The 20,594-nt window shown below is 34.0% G+C and carries 19 protein-coding genes and 1 pseudogene; 1 reads left to right on the top strand and 19 read right to left on the bottom strand.

Annotated elements, in window-relative coordinates:
- Nucleotides 1–138 precede the first annotated feature (138 nt).
- From CRO17_RS06795 to CRO17_RS06720, 17 genes and pseudogenes are all read right to left on the bottom strand, one after another.
- Nucleotides 139–1,101: pseudogene (locus tag CRO17_RS06795) on the bottom strand (DNA/RNA non-specific endonuclease).
- 25 nt (nt 1,102–1,126) lie between these two features.
- Nucleotides 1,127–1,294, bottom strand: a complete 168-nt coding sequence (locus CRO17_RS17455; RefSeq protein WP_179636886.1) for a hypothetical protein — start codon at nt 1,292–1,294, stop codon at nt 1,127–1,129.
- A 37-nt stretch (nt 1,295–1,331) separates the two neighbouring features.
- Nucleotides 1,332–1,811, bottom strand: a complete 480-nt coding sequence (locus tag CRO17_RS06790) for a restriction endonuclease (protein WP_097040619.1) — start codon at nt 1,809–1,811, stop codon at nt 1,332–1,334.
- 386 nt (nt 1,812–2,197) lie between these two features.
- Nucleotides 2,198–3,286 (bottom strand): hypothetical protein, encoded by a 1,089-nt coding sequence (locus CRO17_RS06785; protein WP_097040616.1) that lies wholly within the window; start codon nt 3,284–3,286, stop codon nt 2,198–2,200.
- A gap of 438 nt (nt 3,287–3,724) precedes the next feature.
- Nucleotides 3,725–4,408, bottom strand: coding sequence for a hypothetical protein (locus tag CRO17_RS06780; RefSeq protein WP_143595994.1), 684 nt, complete (start codon nt 4,406–4,408; stop codon nt 3,725–3,727).
- A 166-nt stretch (nt 4,409–4,574) separates the two neighbouring features.
- Nucleotides 4,575–5,681 carry an MrcB family domain-containing protein gene (locus CRO17_RS06775; protein WP_097040611.1) on the bottom strand — a complete coding sequence of 369 codons (1,107 nt, stop codon included), beginning with the start codon at nt 5,679–5,681 and terminating at the stop codon, nt 4,575–4,577.
- A gap of 114 nt (nt 5,682–5,795) precedes the next feature.
- Nucleotides 5,796–5,951 carry an AbiH family protein gene (locus tag CRO17_RS06770; protein ID WP_097040609.1) on the bottom strand — a complete coding sequence of 52 codons (156 nt, stop codon included), beginning with the start codon at nt 5,949–5,951 and terminating at the stop codon, nt 5,796–5,798.
- Between the two features lie 350 nt (nt 5,952–6,301).
- Nucleotides 6,302–7,273, bottom strand: a complete 972-nt coding sequence (locus tag CRO17_RS06765) for an HNH endonuclease domain-containing protein (protein ID WP_097041926.1) — start codon at nt 7,271–7,273, stop codon at nt 6,302–6,304.
- Nucleotides 7,274–7,384: 111 nt separating this feature from the next.
- The gene (locus tag CRO17_RS06760; RefSeq protein WP_097040607.1) at nt 7,385–8,311 is read right to left on the bottom strand and encodes an HNH endonuclease; all 927 of its coding nucleotides are present in this window, start codon (nt 8,309–8,311) and stop codon (nt 7,385–7,387) included.
- Nucleotides 8,312–8,644: 333 nt separating this feature from the next.
- Nucleotides 8,645–10,393 (bottom strand): DUF2075 domain-containing protein, encoded by a 1,749-nt coding sequence (locus CRO17_RS06755; protein ID WP_097040605.1) that lies wholly within the window; start codon nt 10,391–10,393, stop codon nt 8,645–8,647.
- Nucleotides 10,394–10,395: 2 nt separating this feature from the next.
- Nucleotides 10,396–10,731 carry a nucleotide pyrophosphohydrolase gene (locus CRO17_RS06750; RefSeq protein ID WP_097040603.1) on the bottom strand — a complete coding sequence of 112 codons (336 nt, stop codon included), beginning with the start codon at nt 10,729–10,731 and terminating at the stop codon, nt 10,396–10,398.
- A 387-nt stretch (nt 10,732–11,118) separates the two neighbouring features.
- Nucleotides 11,119–11,319: a DUF4177 domain-containing protein gene (locus tag CRO17_RS06745; protein ID WP_097040602.1), complete on the bottom strand. Its 201-nt coding sequence runs from the start codon at nt 11,317–11,319 to the stop codon at nt 11,119–11,121.
- Nucleotides 11,320–11,499: 180 nt separating this feature from the next.
- Nucleotides 11,500–13,443: a hypothetical protein gene (locus CRO17_RS06740; protein WP_097040600.1), complete on the bottom strand. Its 1,944-nt coding sequence runs from the start codon at nt 13,441–13,443 to the stop codon at nt 11,500–11,502.
- A gap of 243 nt (nt 13,444–13,686) precedes the next feature.
- Complete coding sequence (locus CRO17_RS06735; protein WP_097040598.1) at nt 13,687–14,295, bottom strand: hypothetical protein; 609 nt, start codon at nt 14,293–14,295, stop codon at nt 13,687–13,689.
- A gap of 188 nt (nt 14,296–14,483) precedes the next feature.
- On the bottom strand, nt 14,484–15,119 hold the full coding sequence (locus CRO17_RS06730; protein WP_097040596.1) for a hypothetical protein: 636 nt from the start codon (nt 15,117–15,119) through the stop codon (nt 14,484–14,486).
- A gap of 171 nt (nt 15,120–15,290) precedes the next feature.
- Entirely contained in the window at nt 15,291–15,947 is a 657-nt protein-coding gene (locus tag CRO17_RS06725; RefSeq protein WP_097040594.1) for a hypothetical protein, read from the bottom strand.
- Between the two features lie 51 nt (nt 15,948–15,998).
- Nucleotides 15,999–17,420, bottom strand: a complete 1,422-nt coding sequence (locus tag CRO17_RS06720) for an ApeA N-terminal domain 1-containing protein (protein ID WP_097040593.1) — start codon at nt 17,418–17,420, stop codon at nt 15,999–16,001.
- Nucleotides 17,421–17,585: 165 nt separating this feature from the next.
- On the opposite strand from CRO17_RS06720, the gene CRO17_RS06715 reads away from it, so the two are divergent.
- A complete protein-coding gene (locus CRO17_RS06715; RefSeq protein ID WP_097040591.1) occupies nt 17,586–18,734 on the top strand; it encodes a tyrosine-type recombinase/integrase in 1,149 nt (382 codons plus the stop codon).
- A 107-nt stretch (nt 18,735–18,841) separates the two neighbouring features.
- Here CRO17_RS06715 and glnA read toward each other — a convergent pair whose 3' ends face one another.
- Nucleotides 18,842–20,176, bottom strand: a complete 1,335-nt coding sequence (glnA, locus tag CRO17_RS06710) for a type I glutamate--ammonia ligase (RefSeq protein WP_097040589.1) — start codon at nt 20,174–20,176, stop codon at nt 18,842–18,844.
- A gap of 16 nt (nt 20,177–20,192) precedes the next feature.
- Nucleotides 20,193–20,585: a MerR family transcriptional regulator gene (locus CRO17_RS06705; protein WP_097040588.1), complete on the bottom strand. Its 393-nt coding sequence runs from the start codon at nt 20,583–20,585 to the stop codon at nt 20,193–20,195.
- Between the last annotated feature and the right edge of the window lie 9 nt (nt 20,586–20,594).

The following is a 20,594-nucleotide window of genomic DNA, read 5'->3' as shown; positions in this document are numbered from 1 at the left end:
CTGCGTAATTCAGTATCCTCCGGTTACTGTTAGAGAACAAATAAGTGGAAAATATCCCCTCATATATATTTTAGTCAGATAAGTACCTTATAAATGTAATTAAACTTATGTCTTATTAAGATTAAGCGTTGTAGGGGCTTACTCACCTACCATTCCGTCATTATCACGATCGTCCATATACTTGTATAACCAATGATCACTCGTTATTGGCATACTGAACCCTGCTGCTTTTGCTTCTGCGATTGTAACCTGTCCATTACCATTTGTATCAACACTAGAAAGGTCCCCTTCATTTGTAGAGGAACTTGCTGATTCGGACTCGGAGTCCTTATTTCCGGTTAGTCCAAGTGATTCGTTTACTTCATCAGGGTTCACATTGTCAAATGTATCAAAGATCTCGTTACCCATTAAAGTATAAGTATACTGATAACTTGAAGGAATCTGCGTTTCCGTATCCGGATAGGTGATGACAGCTTCAAAATTAGTGGCTCCACCTGCATCACGGATACTTTTTTCCATATACGCTTGATCACCGTGTCGGTTGAGCGTGCTATCTTGAGGTGTGATATTATAAGCATTTGAGACCCCTCCTAGAGAGTCTGCAATAATATGTCCTTCATCTAAAACGTCACTTTCGACACCAGGAACCTTTGCTTCATCAGAGTAATATCTTCCAGACGATAATACAGGTTCGTTACTGTCATCTTGTATAATGATTTCGTCAGCAATGACACGTACCAATTGCCCGTATTCGTTAGTAAACGCCTAATATTCACGTCCCCCAAAACCAATGTCAACGACAACGTTCGGTTGACGATAGCCAGACAAATCACCACCATCGACTTTAAGGATATCGTATCCCGGAAACTCTTCTTCCTTTTCTCCGGTTGAGGTTTCCTCTACTTCAGGCTCCTCTCCATCTGGTTCTTCCACAACCTCCGCAACAGCATCTTCCTTTTCACTTTTTATATCTGAATTCTCTGTGGCTGCTACTTTTGGAGCTGTTTCATTATCGGTAGTGGCTACATCTTCTACATTGGTACAACCAACCATAAAGATGATAGTTAAAAGTAAGATTAAATAGTTCACATTCTTCTTCATTTATTTACCTCAGCTTTCAATGTAATTACTTTAAGGCTAGTTCCAATGCTTTTTTTATAAATTCTTCGTGAGTGATTTTACCTTCTAGGTTAGTCTTTATTAACTTATTTTGTTCTTCAGTTGTATATTTCCCTGACAACACATTAGATGCTGCTGCTCTTCTCATTGATTCCTCAATACTTCTTTTAGTCATTCGGTTATACCCCTTCTATTTGCGCTTCACGAGTAATTCAACCAGCTTTAGTGTTTTTCATTTCAATTATCATGCTCATAAGTTCGTTTCTCCCAATAAGCTCTATGCCAGTTTTGTTGGCCATTTTAATTGCGTTCTTTGTGTAATTATTATTGCTTATAACAGTACCAGCATTGCACTCATAATAAATCTTTGCAGCAATAACCTCTTGCACTGCTCTTACACCTACAGGCTTACTATATCGTTTCGCTTGAATGGCACGATACTCTTTATTATTAGTTATAAGCAGATCAGCACCATAGTCACCACTTCCTGGGGTTATCTTAACTGAATATCCCCTACTCTTATATAATTGTGCTAAGTAGAATTCAAAATTAGCTCCACTCATCTTGTCTATATCTTTTATTCCGCTCTTTTTAATTCTAGAGATCTTAATTCCGGAGTTAATAAAATATACTGACCAATAAATTACAAACATTACTACTAAACCAGTGATTAATGTGCTCAACCCATCCATCTGTTATAACATCCCAATCTTTTAAATCCACTTTACTTTGATTAAGTTTGAATTCCCTTTATTCTTATATCGACATTACCTGTCTCACTTTTAATTATAAAAGTCAGAATTGGATAACATAGTGCTGCAGACTTTCAGTACTTTAAGTCGTAACAAAGTAAAAAAGGTTACCAGAATCCTCTTCCAGTATTTCTGCGTTATATCTTATATATTATCGCAAATAACGCTGGAAATGGTGAGCAGTAAAGAAACTACTTAAGATAGACCTTTATCATTTACTGAGTGCCTTATTTATAATAATAAGTGTAAGGAACAAATTTTATCTCTATGTCGACTATCATATTAATTTTAAAAACCCCTCCTAATTGGAAGGGTTTTTTAAATAATTATAAATCCACTCTGTTATAAGTGTACTTTTGTATTGTTGGTTTTCCTCTGTATTCGACAGTGGTGTATACTTCTACAGATTCTTCATTTACAACCATTTTAGCGTTATTGGCATCTAATTCATCTTGTATCTTAACAGAATCTTGTAACTTAAATTCTTCATTTTCTAAGATAGAATAATCTAATGACCATCCTTCGCCAAGAGGTTTGTGTAGTTGATACAGACCATCATTTTGTGGAGTTAAGTATGAAGCATAGTTTGCTATTTTAGATGAATCTCTCTTTTTATCACCTGCTTCAGTCCACATATAATCATCTTTACTCAAATCATACATTGATCCACCGTCGAAATAGAGAATGTTTTTTTCTGAATCTAAGTATGAGGAATCCCATCCAGAAGACATGCCTAAATTATTCACTACATATTTTTCATTACCTTCATCATCATAAATAATCCCAACGTTATCCAAATTCCTCTCGGCTATAAATACCTTTTCGTTACTACCTTCGACGAATCTCAACGAAAGTGTATTAAATTCATCGCCATCTACAGCTGGATTATCAATTATAAGCTTGGCATTCATTGTCCCTTCTGGATTAAACTTTAACTTATATGCTGTATTGTAATCTCCGTTTGTTTCATCCCAAGTACTCAGTAATAATAAGATAGAATTACCCGATTTAATAAATTCCGGCTCACTAAATGTACGATTGGAAAGATTACTATCATCAGCAATATTAACCTCATTCTGTATTGTTACCCATTTATTATCTTTTGCTACAGAAACATAATAACTACTAGGATCTACAACTTGAGCTTCCCATTGAAATAAATATGTATAGTCACCATCTTTTAATATCTCAAAATCTGTATTTCTAGGGTATATATCCTCTAAACTTTCCCCACCAAACTGATCTATCTTTTCTTCTAGCTTTAAACTAGCTGGTTCCGCTTTAACTTCTTCAGTAGTAGTTCTAGCAGATGCACTACCTTCTTTGGTATTCTTTCCTTCTGCGCCCTCTTCTTCACCGCAGGCACTTAAAAAAACAATACCAATTATAAATAATAAACCCATTATTTTCTTCATTTTTACTATTAACCCTCCTATGGATGCATTTGGAATCAGTTACTATTATAGACCATATGACCCACGTTTGACTATGATTAATTACAATTACCTATTTATCGCTCTCTTACTAAGGAGAAGTTACAGCTCTATTAGATTATTGAGGTTGTAAAGGGATGTAGTGTACAGCCTGAATATATATTGGTTATCTAGCTTATTAAAAGGTGATTAAGGTATTGACTTAAGCGAACTGTAACATAATTGTTTAAACCCTGAACTTATCCATGTTTAATCTTCAAGGCCTGATACTCTTTAAGCCTTTTAAGTAATCTGCTGCACTTCTTCATCTATTTCTGGAAGATGCGTCATCTGCCTAGTATCCATCGCTCATCCTCCTAAAAAAAGGACACCAACGACGCCATTGCATCATTAAGTGTCCTCCAGTTTGCTAGTAGAATACTATTTTTTTTCTTTTTCATAAATTATATTATCAAGTACAGCAATAATAGTTCCTATTCTTTTCTTATCCTTATTTAAGACTGTTAAGACAAAAATAACTGAATAAATTACTAACATGACAATTAAAAAGATATCCAGCATTAGTGAGATATAAGAAAAAGTGTCATTATTATTTAAAGTTATATTAAAGAAATCATTAATAAAAGTTTTAAATTTTTCTGAAGAAACAAGTTCCCTTAAAATTATGGAGAAACAACCTACTACTAAAGGGGCAATAAAACTTTTAGCAAGCTCAGCTAGATTGTTCTTCTGTTGAGCTTCGAGAAAACTCTTCAACAAATGATAATCTCCTACATTATCCCCTAACCTTTTCTTAAGGTACCATTTAACTTTATTTAAATTTAAGATATCGCTCTTTTCCATTTTATCTTCACGTAGCACTTCAAATAAAAATGAATTTTTAAGATTACCTTCACCTAGCCAACTATACAGGTAAATATTTTGTTGTATCGAAGCTTTTCTCTTTAATTTTTTTATTTCACTTTTCTCTAACTGAATAGCGTATACAACAAAATACTTCTTTATTGTAAAGTAAATAAGTACAATCAAAATAACCTTGCTAGCAATATAGCTATTATCTCTAAATATAAATATAGCAAGTATTAAGATTAGTATGCACCGCACCCATATTCTTCCTAAGGAAATGAGCTCGAACCAAGTCCTATTCTTGAACCAACCTTCATTTTTAAAGAAGTAATTACGCATACGGTTCTTATTTCTTATGTCATATCGCACATCATAAAAAAGAATGATTGATAATAGTAATACAATGCCGTAAATTATAAACTTGTTAAGATTCATAATGACCTCTAAACTGAATCGCCTCTAACTCATTAAATAACGAATCAGCTGGATTAATAACTTCTGCAATAATCCTTGGCTCTTTTTCCTCAGATGCATTAGACACCACCACCAAAGCATACTGATCACCTTTATCTGCAGCTACGATCTTCTCACGCAAAGATAAGTAATAAGTGATTTCATTAGCGTTTAAAGCAGTTCCCTTCACTTCAATAAACTTCTCTCGGCCATCTTCAAAGTAAGATTTTATGTCGTACCCTAATCCATCAGTTGTTTTCGAGCACCATTCTACCTTTTCCTGTAGGGCGGGTAAGTGTGCCAGTCTTCTAAGCTCCTGCTGATATACAAATTCTTCTGCAATGTCTCCAACAATTTTCTGCAGTTTGTTTCTCTTCTCTAGGAGAGCAGCATGTTTGTCTACACTTATTGTAGTATATCTTCTCTTCTTTTCATTTGTTTCTTTTACCTCTAACTCTTCGATACCCTTTTCCAACACTATAAGATCTAGTAACTTATGTAGTTTAATAACATACTTAATCAACTTATTGACTTCTATGTTTCTAACATTGAACCTTTTATATACTACTGTTCCTTTTACATACTTTTTAGGCCGCGTACTCTTACCTAAGAAAAAGTTGAAATTTGAATTAAGTTCTAGATCTTCAAGCGGCTCCTTTTCAATAATCTTCATCTGATTTCTTGAGAGTTCCTTTAACTCTTTTAAACCTAGAAACTCAGATCCGTTTCCTATAGATAAGTAAGCATACTCAAGGTTTATATCTAATAGGAGAACTATATAAATACCATTACGAGTTGATAACTTGTTACTTTTGTTCTTTGGTACATAGTCTTCATTAAGAAAAGCAACCCAGAATACCTCTGATAACCTTCCTTCACCAACTGAGGCCTGAATATCCAATTTCTCTTTAGATAAATCAGTACCTTTTAGTTTGGATAACAAGATTTCCGGGATCCTATTCACAAAATATTGGTGCGCAGGATTACTCTTATCAACTCTTTCTCGATGTTTAACCCCTTCCTCATATTTATATCTGTACAGATCATTAAATTCATTTTTCGAAAATAACAACTCCATTTATTACCACCTCCATAGTAATATCGGATATAACTCTTAATCCTTAAATGAAAAGGACACTAAACAACGTCAGTGCGTCATTTAGTGTCCTCTAGTTTGCTTGTAGAACTTTTCTTAAAGGGTTTTATCAGTCCTATTTGTCATATTTTGTATCGCAGATGGAAACATGCCCACTGCACTAGGATACTCTTTCAATAAATATTGTTCGTAGCTCGTTGGCAATTTATGATCTAAATCAAATCCATTACCGATTATAAATAAACTCCTCAAATACTAACTCCCCGCATCTATAAAAGATACATCACATATTTATATGTGTAATTTCAGCATTATTCTATTACCTTTTCTAAGTTATTGCATTCATTTAATCCTTCTCGTTTTCTAGCTTATCAACTTTTACCTTTAATACTATGTCCATATCTAAGCTAAAAACATGTACTATACCGTCAATTACTTATAATATATCTGCTAACTCTTCTCGTTAGGCGTAGCCTTAAACTCTTCTATTGTTTATTCAGTAACAACATGCCTAATCAGTTCTTTACTATTCTGTTTAACGATTTGCGTAATTCTATTACATACTAATTTATTCTAAATTTTTTCACCCGCTATTAGTGTTCCTATCCCTTAAATGAAATCCAAAACTTTTTAACGTAATCCTTTTCAACTGCAATTTGTAGCTGATCATAATCTTTAGTGTTGTTTTGCATACGTTCTAACAATTGGTTATTTCGCTCTTCTAAACGAGTTATATCTTCTTGGGAAGGCAAGCGGTTAGACTTTTCGGAGTTTTCACCTTTATGGCAGTATACTAAATTCCATAGATCATCCGAAAACATATAAGACCACGGTATAACATGGTCAACAGAAGTCTCATTATCAGCTATGGCTTTACCGCAATAAAAACATTTTCTTTTACCGTCCTCAAACATTAAATCAAGGTGCTCTTGAAACTTTTTTAAAGAACTCCGCTTAATGTTATTTTCATCTATTGCCCTTACTTTTCTTGAGATTCTTGGGCTATAATTAAAACCCTCTAGCATCTGTGTCCAACGGTAATTGATTACAGTGAATAAGAGATCGCTGTGTTCTTTAAGAGTTATTACATCCTTTTTATTAAAAATCACCTTACTCTCACTAAGGTTTAAACCATATATTTCATATGTTTGACGATTAAGGTTTTTAAAACGCCAACTGACATCTTGCTTTAGTGTTCTAACAATGTTTTTCACTGTCACTTCATATTCTCGAGCTAATCCAATCGCACTAAAGTCTATCTTCTCAAATCTTATTGGTTGTACAGAATGCTTATTATTAAAGAATAATGTTATTAACTCTTTAGTAGAAGAGATGATCTCAGGAGGTTTCTTTATGTTTGGACTTTGTATTAAATCAAAGTAAATTGTTTGATTCCAATAATATTTTAAACAAAGCTTTGCTATATCATTAAAATCAAATATAACAATGTCATCTATAGGGTCATTGAAATTAACGGTGGATTCAACTAATGCCTTAGACCATGCCATTTTATAAGTGTTATCAAAGCTGCAATTTAAGATAAGATCGCTCCACTGTTTAATGTAAATATTCATTTTAAACCATTCCCTGTTAATCTTGATAGATAGTTTCATCAAATAATTCCGATGTTTAGAAACACATAAGAACGCCTGCAACCTTCGGTAAATACACCACAAGATAATTCTCTAACTGTTTAAAAAATTATCCCTGTGCCACTTCATATATTGTTGCTGTCTCTCATTCATTACGATTCGCATTGTTTCATTGATATTAAAAAGAATCTTTGTTGTATCATCTAAACTTTCCTTAACCATCACTTTACCTGTTTCATCAAAACTAATATAGCTCTTATCAAATAACGCATCATGATTTGGACATAATAACAATCCATTATTAACGTCTAGTCTTTCATGATTACTAGATTTACTCCATGGCTTAATATGACTTGCAATTAGGAAGCGCTCATCCGTTATACCGCATACTTTACATTTCTTTTCAACTGCTAAAAGAGATTTCTTAAATGCAGAATGACCAATTCTAGACTTAATAATTGTTTCTTTTTCTGTTTCGTCTAAAGTAGTTGCAGAATGTAAGTCACTTTCGATTTGTGTTATTATTTCTTCTGGAATACTGTTTTCAAACTGGAATCTTTCCCTTAAAACACTATTTGTCTTTTCGATTATTTCAAAGAAAAAGTTTGCCAGTTCTTTAGACACCCTAAAAAGATAACCTGTATTTCCTCTTCCCAACCTATTAAACGGAGCATATTTTTCATTCTGAAGCTTTAATATATCCTCCATGTAATCTTTATATGTAATAGGTTCCTCTAAATCATTGTAATCTACATTAACTAGCCAACCTTCTTTTTCCCAAAGGTCTAATTCGTCTAATCCAGTTGGTCTTTCATGTTCTTTACAATTTTCTTTTGCTACTAGTACAGATACTAATTTTCCATTGTAACTATTAAAAATAATATCCTCTTTTTTAATCATTTTCATATCAGTCCAATGATGATACGTTTGACCTGTGTTATTTTTCTGAGGTGCCCATAAATAACGACCATTTCGTTCTTCTTTATAACTTTTGTTTTGGAAAACAAGAAAAAAGTTCATATATAAATTACTCCAGTCCCAATTATTCAAAACACATAAAATAATTATCTATTATTATACATAATAAAATTTTTAGATAAGATCAATTTAAGTAGAAATAAAAGCCTACAAAAGTACAATTTAGTAGAGGAATGGCACGCTGTTACCTAGTAGCTCTCTACTTTTTTCATGCTGAAACAATCGTGAACATGTCACTGGTTATTCTATAGCTAGAGGTAAAAAAAACTCATCATATATGATTAACGTTCTGTATGTTAATAAATTTAAAGACCACCTTTACAGCGGTCTTTGAGAAATATGTGTTAAAAATTAGAATGTGCAAGTATCAGATACTTATATAATTTCCAATATTTCCTTCATATACTTTTTAAACGCATCATTTTTCCAGAATCCCAGCCGAATCCCATCTATTCCTCTAGTCATCAGAATATAGTAAATGTTTAACACAAATAATGTAAACTCTTGTGCATTTTCAGGGCTATCATCGTCTTTTGAGAACTTGCCATTTACATTATGAAAATTCACTGGATTACCGAATAACCGTCCCTTTGCATCGACTTGAAGATCATTGCCGACTAAAACACCGACTTTATTCAAATCTATACCTTGGACTGCAAAGACGGAGCCAATCTGATCCTCAGCATCGTCATCTTCTGTATTAATCCAATTTTCTTGAGTAGAATTCCATCTTCGTTTGATATTCCCCTCGTGCCAATGAGTTATTGACGGATCTTTGCCATCAGCCTGCTTCCAAGGTTCAACTAATCCACCTAGTACGCGGTTTATATGTTCAGGATTGAAATTTCTATCTTCTTCTACCCAATGAATTAAATTCTTTAAAGGTTCTGTTTCAAAGTAACCAAAATAAGCATCAGAATCTCTATCGTGGAACACAGTTCTGTCAAAATCAGGGTTGAAATTGGTTTGTTTTAATAGACCTGTATCCTTATACAAAAGATATTTAATGCCATTAACGAAGTCTTCAGATGAATAGTTCTTTCCTGCTGGAGCTTGAATTCTAAATTGAGTTGTTAAATATCTCTGTTCAAAGTCTTTGGTTGCTTCATTGAATTGCGCACGTGTCATATTAGCAGGTCGAATAGCTTGCAATACGTCATACATTAAAACCATTTGTCGGCCTATTTTTCTTAAAGCTTCCAAGTGATTCCCATCCCGGGCAAATCTCCCCTTATACACATTATTAAAAGAAGCCATTTGCTTGGAAAATTTTCTAGAAAGCTTATGAGATTCGTCAACAATTACAACATCATAATCTTCAGCGGCATTAATCAACTGTGTCGAGGTAGCAATTGTCAGGTTACTGCTGTTCATCCCATATACTCTAAAAATTTCTTTTGCAGTTTTAATCCAATTAGGTTGTATAACGACTGCAATTCGCTCATTAGGTTTTTCTTTCAATAGCTTAGCGACCAAATGAGTCAACAACACGGTTTTACCAGTCCCTGCATCTCCATTAATCACCATGCTTTTATCAGGGTTTGATAGAATCTCTTCAAGATAGTTCATTTGTTGGTATGTTAATTCTTTGATTGGACTATATTTAACCAGTGCACCATTGCGCAATTCCTCTAAAGTCTTTGTGCTTACCCATCCATTTGGGTATAGCTCTTTTTCCCAAAAAGGCAAGATTACTTCTGAAGCAACCTTTTCTCGCTCACGGTAGTCATTAACACTGTTACCATAGGTTCGATTCATAATCTCATCATTATCATATTGAACCAGTTGCTTTTTAGATTTTGGATTATCAGCCATAAAGTAAGTTATCAGCTGGCTTTCGACATCATCTAAGGCCGATCCATTGAAATAGGATGATATAAGAACAATTACTTGGTCAAAATCTGCTACTATATTAAACTTTTCATCTTGACCATTGTAGTGCTGCCTATTCCGCTTCGTAAAGTGTTTCGTTTGTCCAATGTAAACCTTTTTTGACTTCGTATCTTTGTAGATATAAACGACATTACCATTTCTAAGAATATTTTGTTCAGGCTGGCGAAGTTTATCGAATCCTTCCAATTCCCCTTTTTTTACTTTTAATGTTATACAGTGGTACTTTGCCATGCTTAATCCTCATCCAATTCATTATATTTCTTTTTTTGATTGAAACTTTTGGTTACTGGATATTTTCGGGCATTTTTCATCAATTTCTCAGCGATAATTTCCTCAATATCAAATTCTAGATTGTCTGCCATCATATAGGAGTAAATCAGCACGTCTGCCAGTTCTTCTTTTAGTCGCTCAGGATCTTCCTTGGTTTCCTCTGGTGTTTTCCATTGAAATAATTCCAATAATTCATTTGCTTCTAAAGAGATGGAAATGGCCAGATCTTTTTCATTATGAAATTGCCGCCAGTTGCGCTCATCTCTAAATTGATTAATCCGCTGCATTGTTTCACTCATATTAATTTTCTTTCATTCCTTCCAGGAAACGTATCCTATCTCTTAATTATTGAACCAGGTATAGAGTTCTTTTCTAGCAATCGTTTTATAACTATGTACATATATAGTTTATGTTACTGACCTTCCTTCTTCAACTGTACTGTGCATTTATGTATCTACTTGCTCATCATTTAGAGGTATTTCTTCATTTTCTGTTTCATTAATAAATTCTAAAAGCAAATGGATAACATCCAATTAAGTCATTCCATCCTATATATAAACTATATTACTTAATGCACTTATTGATAAATTCAAATAAAATTCGTGTTTTATTAAGAATTAAATACAGTTCTCTTCTTCGATGAATACCATTCAAATAAAAAAGCAGCCAATTGGATGCTGCTTAACTTAATCCTGTATTTCTCGTTTAAAGTAAAACCTCATCTGAACTGTTTCTGAAGTTCCTAAGTGAGGCACAGGACCATTTATAGGCATAGTTGATACAAGTTCCCATCCACGTTCGCCGTATTTATTTAGATCATTTATAGTCTCCTCGAAATCATCACTCGTTGGTTCAAGATAAAGACTAGCGTATTCAAACTTTTTCATTATATCTCCTCCTATAACTGTTTATCGGATTTAGATGTGAGATTTACAACATTTAAGAAAATAACATAAAAAGACGCCCAGGAAGAGCGCCTTAATTTTATTGTCTAATATCCTATTAACTTGATGCTTACAAATTTTTCCCTGCCGCAAGTACCTGGATCGTTTCTTCCTGTGTTCATATTAATCACCCTCAACCTTCGCTGTGCAAAGATCATCATTTATCTTTATCATAATCGTTATTAATATTCTAAGAGCATGCAGATAATTTACATAATGCTCATTTTCATTCTCATAGCCAGAAGATGTACCATGTAAATATTTGTTCCTTAAGTCATAACCATTTATAAATTTACTTTTATTCAGATAGTAATCTATATAATCCGATTCTTGCCTTGATAATAATGTATTTTCAGAAACTAAAGCTGTTTCATTTAATAACTTATCCACTTCTCGCTTTAAAGGAGTAGGTAGCTTATTAGTTACAACTACACCGTTTATATGGATAAGATAATATATAAATATTCTATTCCTATTAACCATCACTACTTCATTATCGTCGTTTATCTTTACAAATTTGTTCTCAACAAGCCAATCTAAAGACGGTTTTTGATAACCCTCTATGTCATGTAAATACAGCTTATCTGTTTCTAACCTTTCAATGAGTGTATTATATTGACTATCGCCATAATTCGGGAAATAAGTAAGGTTACTTTGGTCAGAGAACATAATATTTCTCAATATTCTAGCCTCATCATTATTTGGCGCTATATACACGTATCTGTTATTTGTCATGCTTGGGCATTCAGAAAATGGCAAAGGCTTACTTTCCATTTGTACTAGCTCTCCATCAATGTAACCATCCTCTATATAAAACTTATACTTCTTGATTATACTTTCAATAGTTGGAAATATAGATTTACATTTTTCAAAATTCGGATTATCTATAGGCGGTAGCTTAATGTTGAAGTCTTCAATATTGAATTCCTCTTTTAGATAAACATTGAAGAACCATTCAATTATTGCTTCTAGATCTTTGTCTTTACTCTTTAAAAATGAATAATATACATGCATCTGTGCTAAGGATAAAGATTCTCTTATTGAGAAATCTGTACCGGTCTTGTATTCTTTTTCATGAGCAAAACCAAATCTGTCAAAGAAACCTGCATATATTTCATTATATGGAAATTTAGAAACTATATCTTTATTTACAAACTCGAATATATATATAAAGTTGTTCAATAAAGTTGGATTATCAAGATTGGATTCTAACCATTCTTTATCAACCTCTGTTCCTACTTTATTTACTGAGTAATGCTGCTTCACAGTACCCTCTACATTTTCTTTGAACTCGACTACTATATCCGTTCCCATTCCACTACCATCTTTAAAGAGTCCACTCTCAAGTCTTTCGCTTACTCGCTTTGCTTTCAATTTAACTCTAGTATCCAAAGCAAACTCTTTCGTATTCTGTACATTACTAAGAAGCCTGGTGTAATTTAAATTAGGCTTGTCTAAATCTAGGTAGGTGCTAATAATCTGCTCCTTGTCTTTTATAGTTAATGAGTGTGGTAAATAAGATTCCTGTCGTTCGCTCCTATTTTTTAATAAAAATTTATCCAAAAGTAAATTTGTACTACCTTCTGAATTATTAAGCATATATTCTCTTAATTCCACATCATATTGCATCACAAGTTTATGATGCTTAAATATTTGCCATGCAAATACATCAAGTTCATCAAGAAACATCTTAAATCTGCTTTCTGTAATATTACTCAACTTTCTTTTTTCTACTATTTCCCAAAAAGGTGCCTTATATCTGAGATCTACCTCTTCATATTCGGCTAAGATATCTGAATGCTGATTAATATATTTACCTACTAACGAATTAGCTATACTACTTTTTTCTCTAATCCATTCCTCTTTATCTTCACCGAGATATAAAAGTAACGCATCGTCCTTAACATACTTGTTAATATTATATAATTCTATTGCTTCATTGATATTCTCTATTACATGACCAATCGTCAACTCTTCATAAACTTCTTTAGCCTTGTCTAGCATATATCCTTTTGCCAAATCAGGCTCTTTATAGTATTCCACACCTCTATATCTCTCCTTTACCATGCTTCCCTCTTCTTTCTTATTATTAATTTTCTCTTACAACCCTTTACTTTACTTTCTCTTATGAATCCAAAGTTGAATAGGGAAGATCGTTTTTACGTCTTAAACCTGTTCCTAGTAGCAAATAAATTTCGTTGCCAAAACACTTTATTCACTTATGATACGGTTCACGCTGTTACTTAAAAGGTAAAAGAAAGCATCAGCAAAATTCAATTGTAATGCCTTCTTTCTCAACAACGTTATTAATTATAATTTAAGCCATTTTTTCAGTTTTCCTATAATACTATTATCTAATGCTTGTTTCCTTGGTTGTTCTATTACCACAGATTCTTTTTTTATAGGCCTTCGATAGTATGAGATGCTCTCTACTCTATATTCCTCTGCACCAATAAGAAGCCCTGCGAAGGCACGATTTTGACCGGTATTAATAAAAAACTTATCTACATCCTCAAAATAACTTGCACTTGGCAATTCACCGCTTAATCCATTAACAGCAGATAAATCCGAAAAAGCACACTCTGTACTTTTCAACCAATCTATTGAAGACTGAAGGGAAGTAGCATTAGCATTCTCGAAAAAATCATGTAATGATGAATGTCTGAAATGATGTCCATTTTTCAACAAATCATAAAGACTCCTTTCATCAATATCTTTGTGATTTGATCGAAAGATATTTATAACTTTATCCATTGGAACAATATAACCATCTTTATATTGTTCTGTTTTTATATGTTCATATTCTTTAAGATTAATATACTTCAATTTTCTACTACGCAAATAATCAACATGTTTCTGATTATCTATCGGACTTCCCTTTATATATGAGTGAAATGCGCTATAATCAAAATTATTCATCTTGCTCTCCCTTATCTTTTCCAACTAATAATCCATTTTTCATTAAACATTGTGATCACTTAATAGTTTCTATCTTCCTGTAACTGCCCTTATCTCCCTAATACATTCCGTTCTGATTCCTTCTTGTTCTCTATTTAGAACGTCCAGCCGGCTTATCTTTCGATTTCACCCAAAAAAAGGTAAGCTCCTCACTTTAATTGAGCCACTACCTTAACTTTTTCATTGCTACAAATAGGTTTGTGGAATACTAAATCAAAGGCTTCTTCAGCATTTTCTCTAATATATCGATTTGACTCTCTTAATCCATGATAAATAACATACCAGTTTGCTTTTTTGAGTTCTTTATCTCTATGTAGATTAATTCCTTCTTCTTTTCTATCAACTAATTTCATACACACTATATAATTATCATGTCTTATATTGCCGTTATTTATGTCCTTGATACGCTCTTGCTCGTATAATTCATGAAACAAATGGCTTTTTAATCGTAAGCGTACATCTGATGCTTGCCCTCTATATATCGCCTTAACGTTTTCTAATTCTTTTATTTTTAAGTCACAAGGATTCTCCACATAACCTTTCTTATAATCTGTCAATATGACATAAAGGCCTGCTGAGGTACTCGGGAACTCATTCAGATCATCAATAGTGTTAATTTTCTTTGCAAAAATCTTAGGTGTCTTTTCTTGAATTACTCCAAGACGGTACTCATCTTTAATACTTTTAAAGAATGGGATGAACAAATCTTTTTTTAATGTTTCTCCCACCTGATTTAAGATATTTTTTGCCTCTATCATTGATAAAGAGAAGATAGTATTACTCATTTATTTTACTCCTTAAATAATCCCGTTAACTGAATACTAATAATTTATTTATATCTTAAAAAGCGTTAATCACTTGATCAACGCCCAGTCCACCAATAACACACTATAATTAGTAACTTATGCAATGATAAAATATTTCTATTGACTACATCTCTACACTAAAAGTTAAATTCATTCCTCACCGATGATCTTCTTTAACTCTGCTTGAGAAAGATGTGAATTTGCTTCAGCAAAAGCCCTTTTTTCAATTCGTGCGTCTCTTGCTTCATAAGACATTTTAGACTTAAATGATTTCTCCATCCATCTTCGAATTTTTATATTTCTAGGATAAAACCGTCCATACTGTTTTGCTGGTGGGTCAAAAGAAGATAAGCGTCTTCTTTTGAATTCCTCCGCTATTTTAGTGCTATATATATTTCCAAAGTAATCTTGAGAGATGACATAAACAGCACTTCCTTTATATCGATCGAAATTCTTCAGATGTTGATTAGTAATATCCTCATCAATTCTTAGTGGAATCTCAATCTCAGCCTGTTCTTCAAATTTTAAGTTATTAACTGGTTTTGAAAGATAGAAAGATTTTCGAGTATCTTTCATTACAATTAAGAGAAATGTCTTTCGCGCTATACCCCTACCGTAGTTCACTATATGAACTCCAATATTTAATCCATTCTCTTTCTCACTTTCGAAATAATTAAATATACCTACCCTTGGTGCATCAGTTGCAGTAAGGGTTCTCTTTGCGTATCGCAGAGTAAAAAAGGTAATTATCATACTAAATAAAGTTATAATCGCGAGTATAATATTTATATAATCACTTATCTTCATATTGCACTCCGTTCTCTTTAACAGTGATTCTGATGTATTGATAATGCCACCTTAATTTTTCAATTCTGATTTTGCAGTTTTCAGCCAATACATTAGATTATCATTGTTCTTTATTACCGAAAAAATAATGTCGTCTTTAATGTTAAGCCTCTGACTAATTCGATAAAATAGCACAGCATATAAGCGTTGATTAGTAAATAATAATTCCCAGCCTTTATAGTAGTAACTGGGTAACTCACCTAGGTGAGTATAGTAATCTCTTGTATTGGTTATATCAACTGGAACATTTTTTAATTTTTTTGGACTTTCAAACATTATATCTTTTAATTCTTGTGGTAATCCAAGAAGCAACTCTTTTACTCTACGTCGAAAACCAAAGTGATGTGCATAATCAAGGGTACTTTTAAGTTTGTTAATAAGGTTTATATCTGTTCCTTCTGGAATAGCATTAATCATACTATCCTTAATTAACTTGTAACCATCATCATCCATAAATTTCCCAGCATCTCCAGATGTATTTCGATGGAAACTTTCTATGGCCTTTGAATAATCTAAAAATGTAGTCTCTCCATCAACTGCTTTTGAATATAAAATACGCATTAGAATATTTCTTGGCGGTTTAATCTCTTCATCATTAAACCAAGCAGACAGTATTTCGGCTATTTTTTCTTCTATTAGATTCAAGCTTAGAAAACTTTCATTAGCGTCAATTTCCGCCCCCTCTTTTTCTGTAGCGGGTTTTATAAATATCTCAATACTTTCTCTTACATTTCTCTCTTCATTAACAATGTCACCTTTAGCAATAATTCTTTTAACAGAAATAGGGCGATTCATAAGGAAAGTAAGTAAGTACTGAAGTTCTTGTGTTACATCTAAGAACCAATCGATATTTTGTTCAGTATCCGGAATGATATTCAATGAACTCGTATGCTCAAAGATTCTTCTAATATGTTTTTCTCGATTAGCTGTGAAGTTATAACTAGCTTTAATAGTTGACTTCAAGCTTTCTATACGTGCCTCAAATATAGGAGGATACGCATAGGTAAGTCCTGCTTGGGTTAATTTATTTTCTTCTAAAACAATATCATCCGTAAAAGGATTATGGCTCATCCACTCTTCTAAATGAGTATAATTAACATATAAAGAATGAAATTTGATATCTTCAGTTTTAGTAAAATGCTTGCCTATAATTAATTTTCTAAAAACAAGTATAGATGAATTATATCTTCCTAAAGTCAGGTTTGCTATGAACCCACTTTGCAAAGTTATATTTCCTCTTTCGGTCTGGCCTAGAATTAGATCGTATCTGTTTATATCTGAAATAGGATCACTTAGTGTCCCAAATAATTCAAGTCTTATTTCATCACTGCTATAATATAAATTTCCAGCTATTACAACATCCGGATTGGATGGACTCCACCAGTGCCCTCTTATTTCAAAATCCTCGAACATGGTATATTTCTTTTTCTTCATAAGGGATGCCACCTATCTATCCTGAAAAGAATGTTTTTAACTAAATTTGCCTCTATTGGATACTTTAGTTCATAGGTATCAATAAGTCAAATAAAATAATAACTTACATTATAATATAAGTTAATATATGGTATAATCGTATAAAATCATTAAAGGAGTGAATATATGGCTAGTTACCGAAAAAGAGGGAATAGCTGGCAGTACCGCATTAAGTACACTAATCCCATTACTAAGGAAATAAATGAGGTATCAAAAGGCGGTTATAAAACTAAGAAAAAAGCCCAATCTGTCGCTGTAATTCATGAGCAGAGGTTAGCTACTGGTCAAGAGGTAATCACTAAAGACGAGCTCTTAAGTGAGTATCTAAGGATATGGCTTACAGAGTATAAAAAGGATAATGTCAGAAAGAACACCTATATTCTCCATGAGCGTAACATAGAAAAGCACATTATCCCCTACTTCCAACTTATTAATCTCAAAGAAGTTACAGCGCTAAGGTACCAAAAGTTTATAAACCACCTTAAAGCCAAAGGATATAGTACTCGTACAATAGAGATAATTCATCAGACTATGTATAGTGCTATGCAGACTGCAGTTAAGCCATTAAAGAAAATAGGTGAAAATCCATGTGAAGATGTGACGCTTCCCCGTAAAACCCGCAGAATGGCAGATAAGATACAGTATATTGATTCAGATAAAATATCTGATTTCCTCTTCCATGCTCGACGTGATAACTACATGTACTATATGTTCTTTAAGACTCTAATTGAGACAGGAATGAGAAAAGGCGAAGCAGCTGCATTGCAAAGATCAGACATCGACTTAAATAAGGGATATATAACAGTTAACAAAACGCTGGACTTTCAAGCTAAACTTGGAGAAGACCTATTTGGCTTAACGAAGACATACGAGTCGAACAGAAAAATCAAACTGACTAACACACTTACAAAAGAGCTAGCAAAACACTTGGACAAGCTCAATGATAATAAGTTAGTATTCAATGATATTTACCGCCATGACCTTGATTTAATCTTTTGCCGCGAAGACGGTAGCATCTTACCTAAATCATCTCTATATAATGCTTTCAAGCGGATACTTAAACAAGCACAAATAGAAAAACTCCCGATTCATTCTTTAAGACACACTCACGCAGTCTTATTGTTAGAATCAGGAGCCGATATGAAGTTCGTACAAGAAAGACTTGGACATAAGTCGATTAGTATCACTTCAGATATCTATTCTCATATATCACCTAAGATCGAAAAATCGAGCGTTGATGGATATGAAAAATACACTCAGTCAATTTATGACTGATATTTTTTAGCCAAATTTGGTGGTCAAAAAGTGGTCAAATCTAACTTAGGGGTTAGTAACCCACTTTTTGACCACCAGTAAAATGGCTTTAAATCAACGTTTTTCGCTTAGAAGTTCTCCATATACTGAGAACGTTCCCATGGGTGAACTTGTGTGCGGAACATATCCCATTCGATTTCTTTTGCTTCGATGAAGTGTTCGAATAGGTGCTCGCCTAGTGCTTCGACGATTGTTTCGTCAGACTTAAGCTGCTCAAGTGCGTCGAATAGTGTAGCTGGAAGATCTGCTACGCCGTTCTTTTCTCTTTCCGCTTTGTCCATCACGTAAATATTGCGGTCGATAGAAGCTGGTGCATCCATGTTGTTTCGGATTCCGTCTAGTCCCGCAGCAAGCAGAACGCTCATTGCTAGGTATGGGTTAGCAGCTGGATCGACGCTGCGTACTTCTACACGTGTGCTCATGCCGCGTGCAGATGGGACACGGATTAATGGGCTGCGGTTTTTACCGGACCATGCAACGTAGCATGGTGCTTCGTAGCCAGGCACAAGACGCTTGTAGGAGTTTACAGTTGGGTTCGTCACAGCTGTGAAGTTAACCGCATGCTTTAGTGTACCTGCGATGAACTGATATGCTGTTTCAGAAAGCTTCAACTCGCCACTTTCGTCATAAAATGCGTTCTTGCCATCTTTGAATAGAGACATGTTGCAGTGCATACCAGAACCGTTAACACCGTAAAGCGGTTTTGGCATAAATGTTGCATGCAATCCATGTTTTCTGGCGATTGTTTTTACTACGAGTTTAAATGTCTGGATATCATCCGCATGCTTTAATGCATGTGCGTATTTGAAGTCGATTTCGTGCTGACCTGGAGCTACTTCATGGTGAGAAGCTTCGATTTCAAAGCCCATCTCTTCCAGTTCAAGTACGATATCGCGACGGCAAGTTTCACCCAAGTCCGTTGGAGCAAGGTCGAAGTATCCGCCTTTATCATTCAATTCCAAAGATGGTTCGCCATTTTCGTCTAGTTTGAATAAGAAGAATTCCGGCTCTGTACCAATATTGAAAGCAGAGAATCCTAGTTCTTCCATTCTCTTCAGGTTGCGTTTTAGGTTATAACGCGGGCAGCCTTCGAATGGTTCGCCTTCTGGAGTGTAGATATCACAGATAAAACGTGCCACTTTGCCTTTTTCACTAGTCCAAGGGAATACAACAAATGTATCCAAGTCTGGGTAAAGCTTCATGTCAGATTCTTCAATGCGTACGAAACCTTCAATAGAAGATCCATCGAACATCATTTCGTTATCCAATGCTTTGTCTAGCTGGCTAAGCGGGATTTCTACGTTTTTAATTGTGCCAAGCAAGTCAGTAAACTGTAAACGAATAAACTTTACGTTTTCCTCCTTGATTGTTTTGATTACATCTTCTCTAGTAAATTTCGCCATTCTTTCTCCTCCTCTATTAATGGAAGAATCGTGATAATTCTCCCTGACGTAACGAAGCTTTGCCCAAGCGGCCGGTATCCATTAATTCCTGACGCAGCATCTGTCTCAGTGCTTTATCTGATATTTCCGGTTCGATCGGGGTTTCAAGCGTATCTGCTGCTGGTTTCTCTCTGGTTGGCAGCATTTGCTTAATTCCTGCAAGGTTGATCCCTTTGTCGATCAATTCCTTGATTTCCAGCAGTCGGTCCACATCATTGAATGAGAAAAGACGCTGATTGCCTTCTGTTCTAGCTGGGAAAATCAGTCCGTTATCTTCGTAATAACGGATTTGTCTTGCTGTTAGTGCAGTAAGTGATTTTACAATTCCAATAGAGAACAAGGGCATAGATCGGCGATTCATATCACTCATAATCGTCCA

The sequence above is a fragment of the Terribacillus aidingensis genome, from assembly GCF_900215625.1.
GTDB classification, from domain to species: Bacteria; Bacillota; Bacilli; order Bacillales; family Amphibacillaceae; genus Terribacillus; species Terribacillus aidingensis.
Note: the sequence above shows the minus strand (reverse complement) of the source record. Positions and strands in the feature narration are given on the sequence as shown.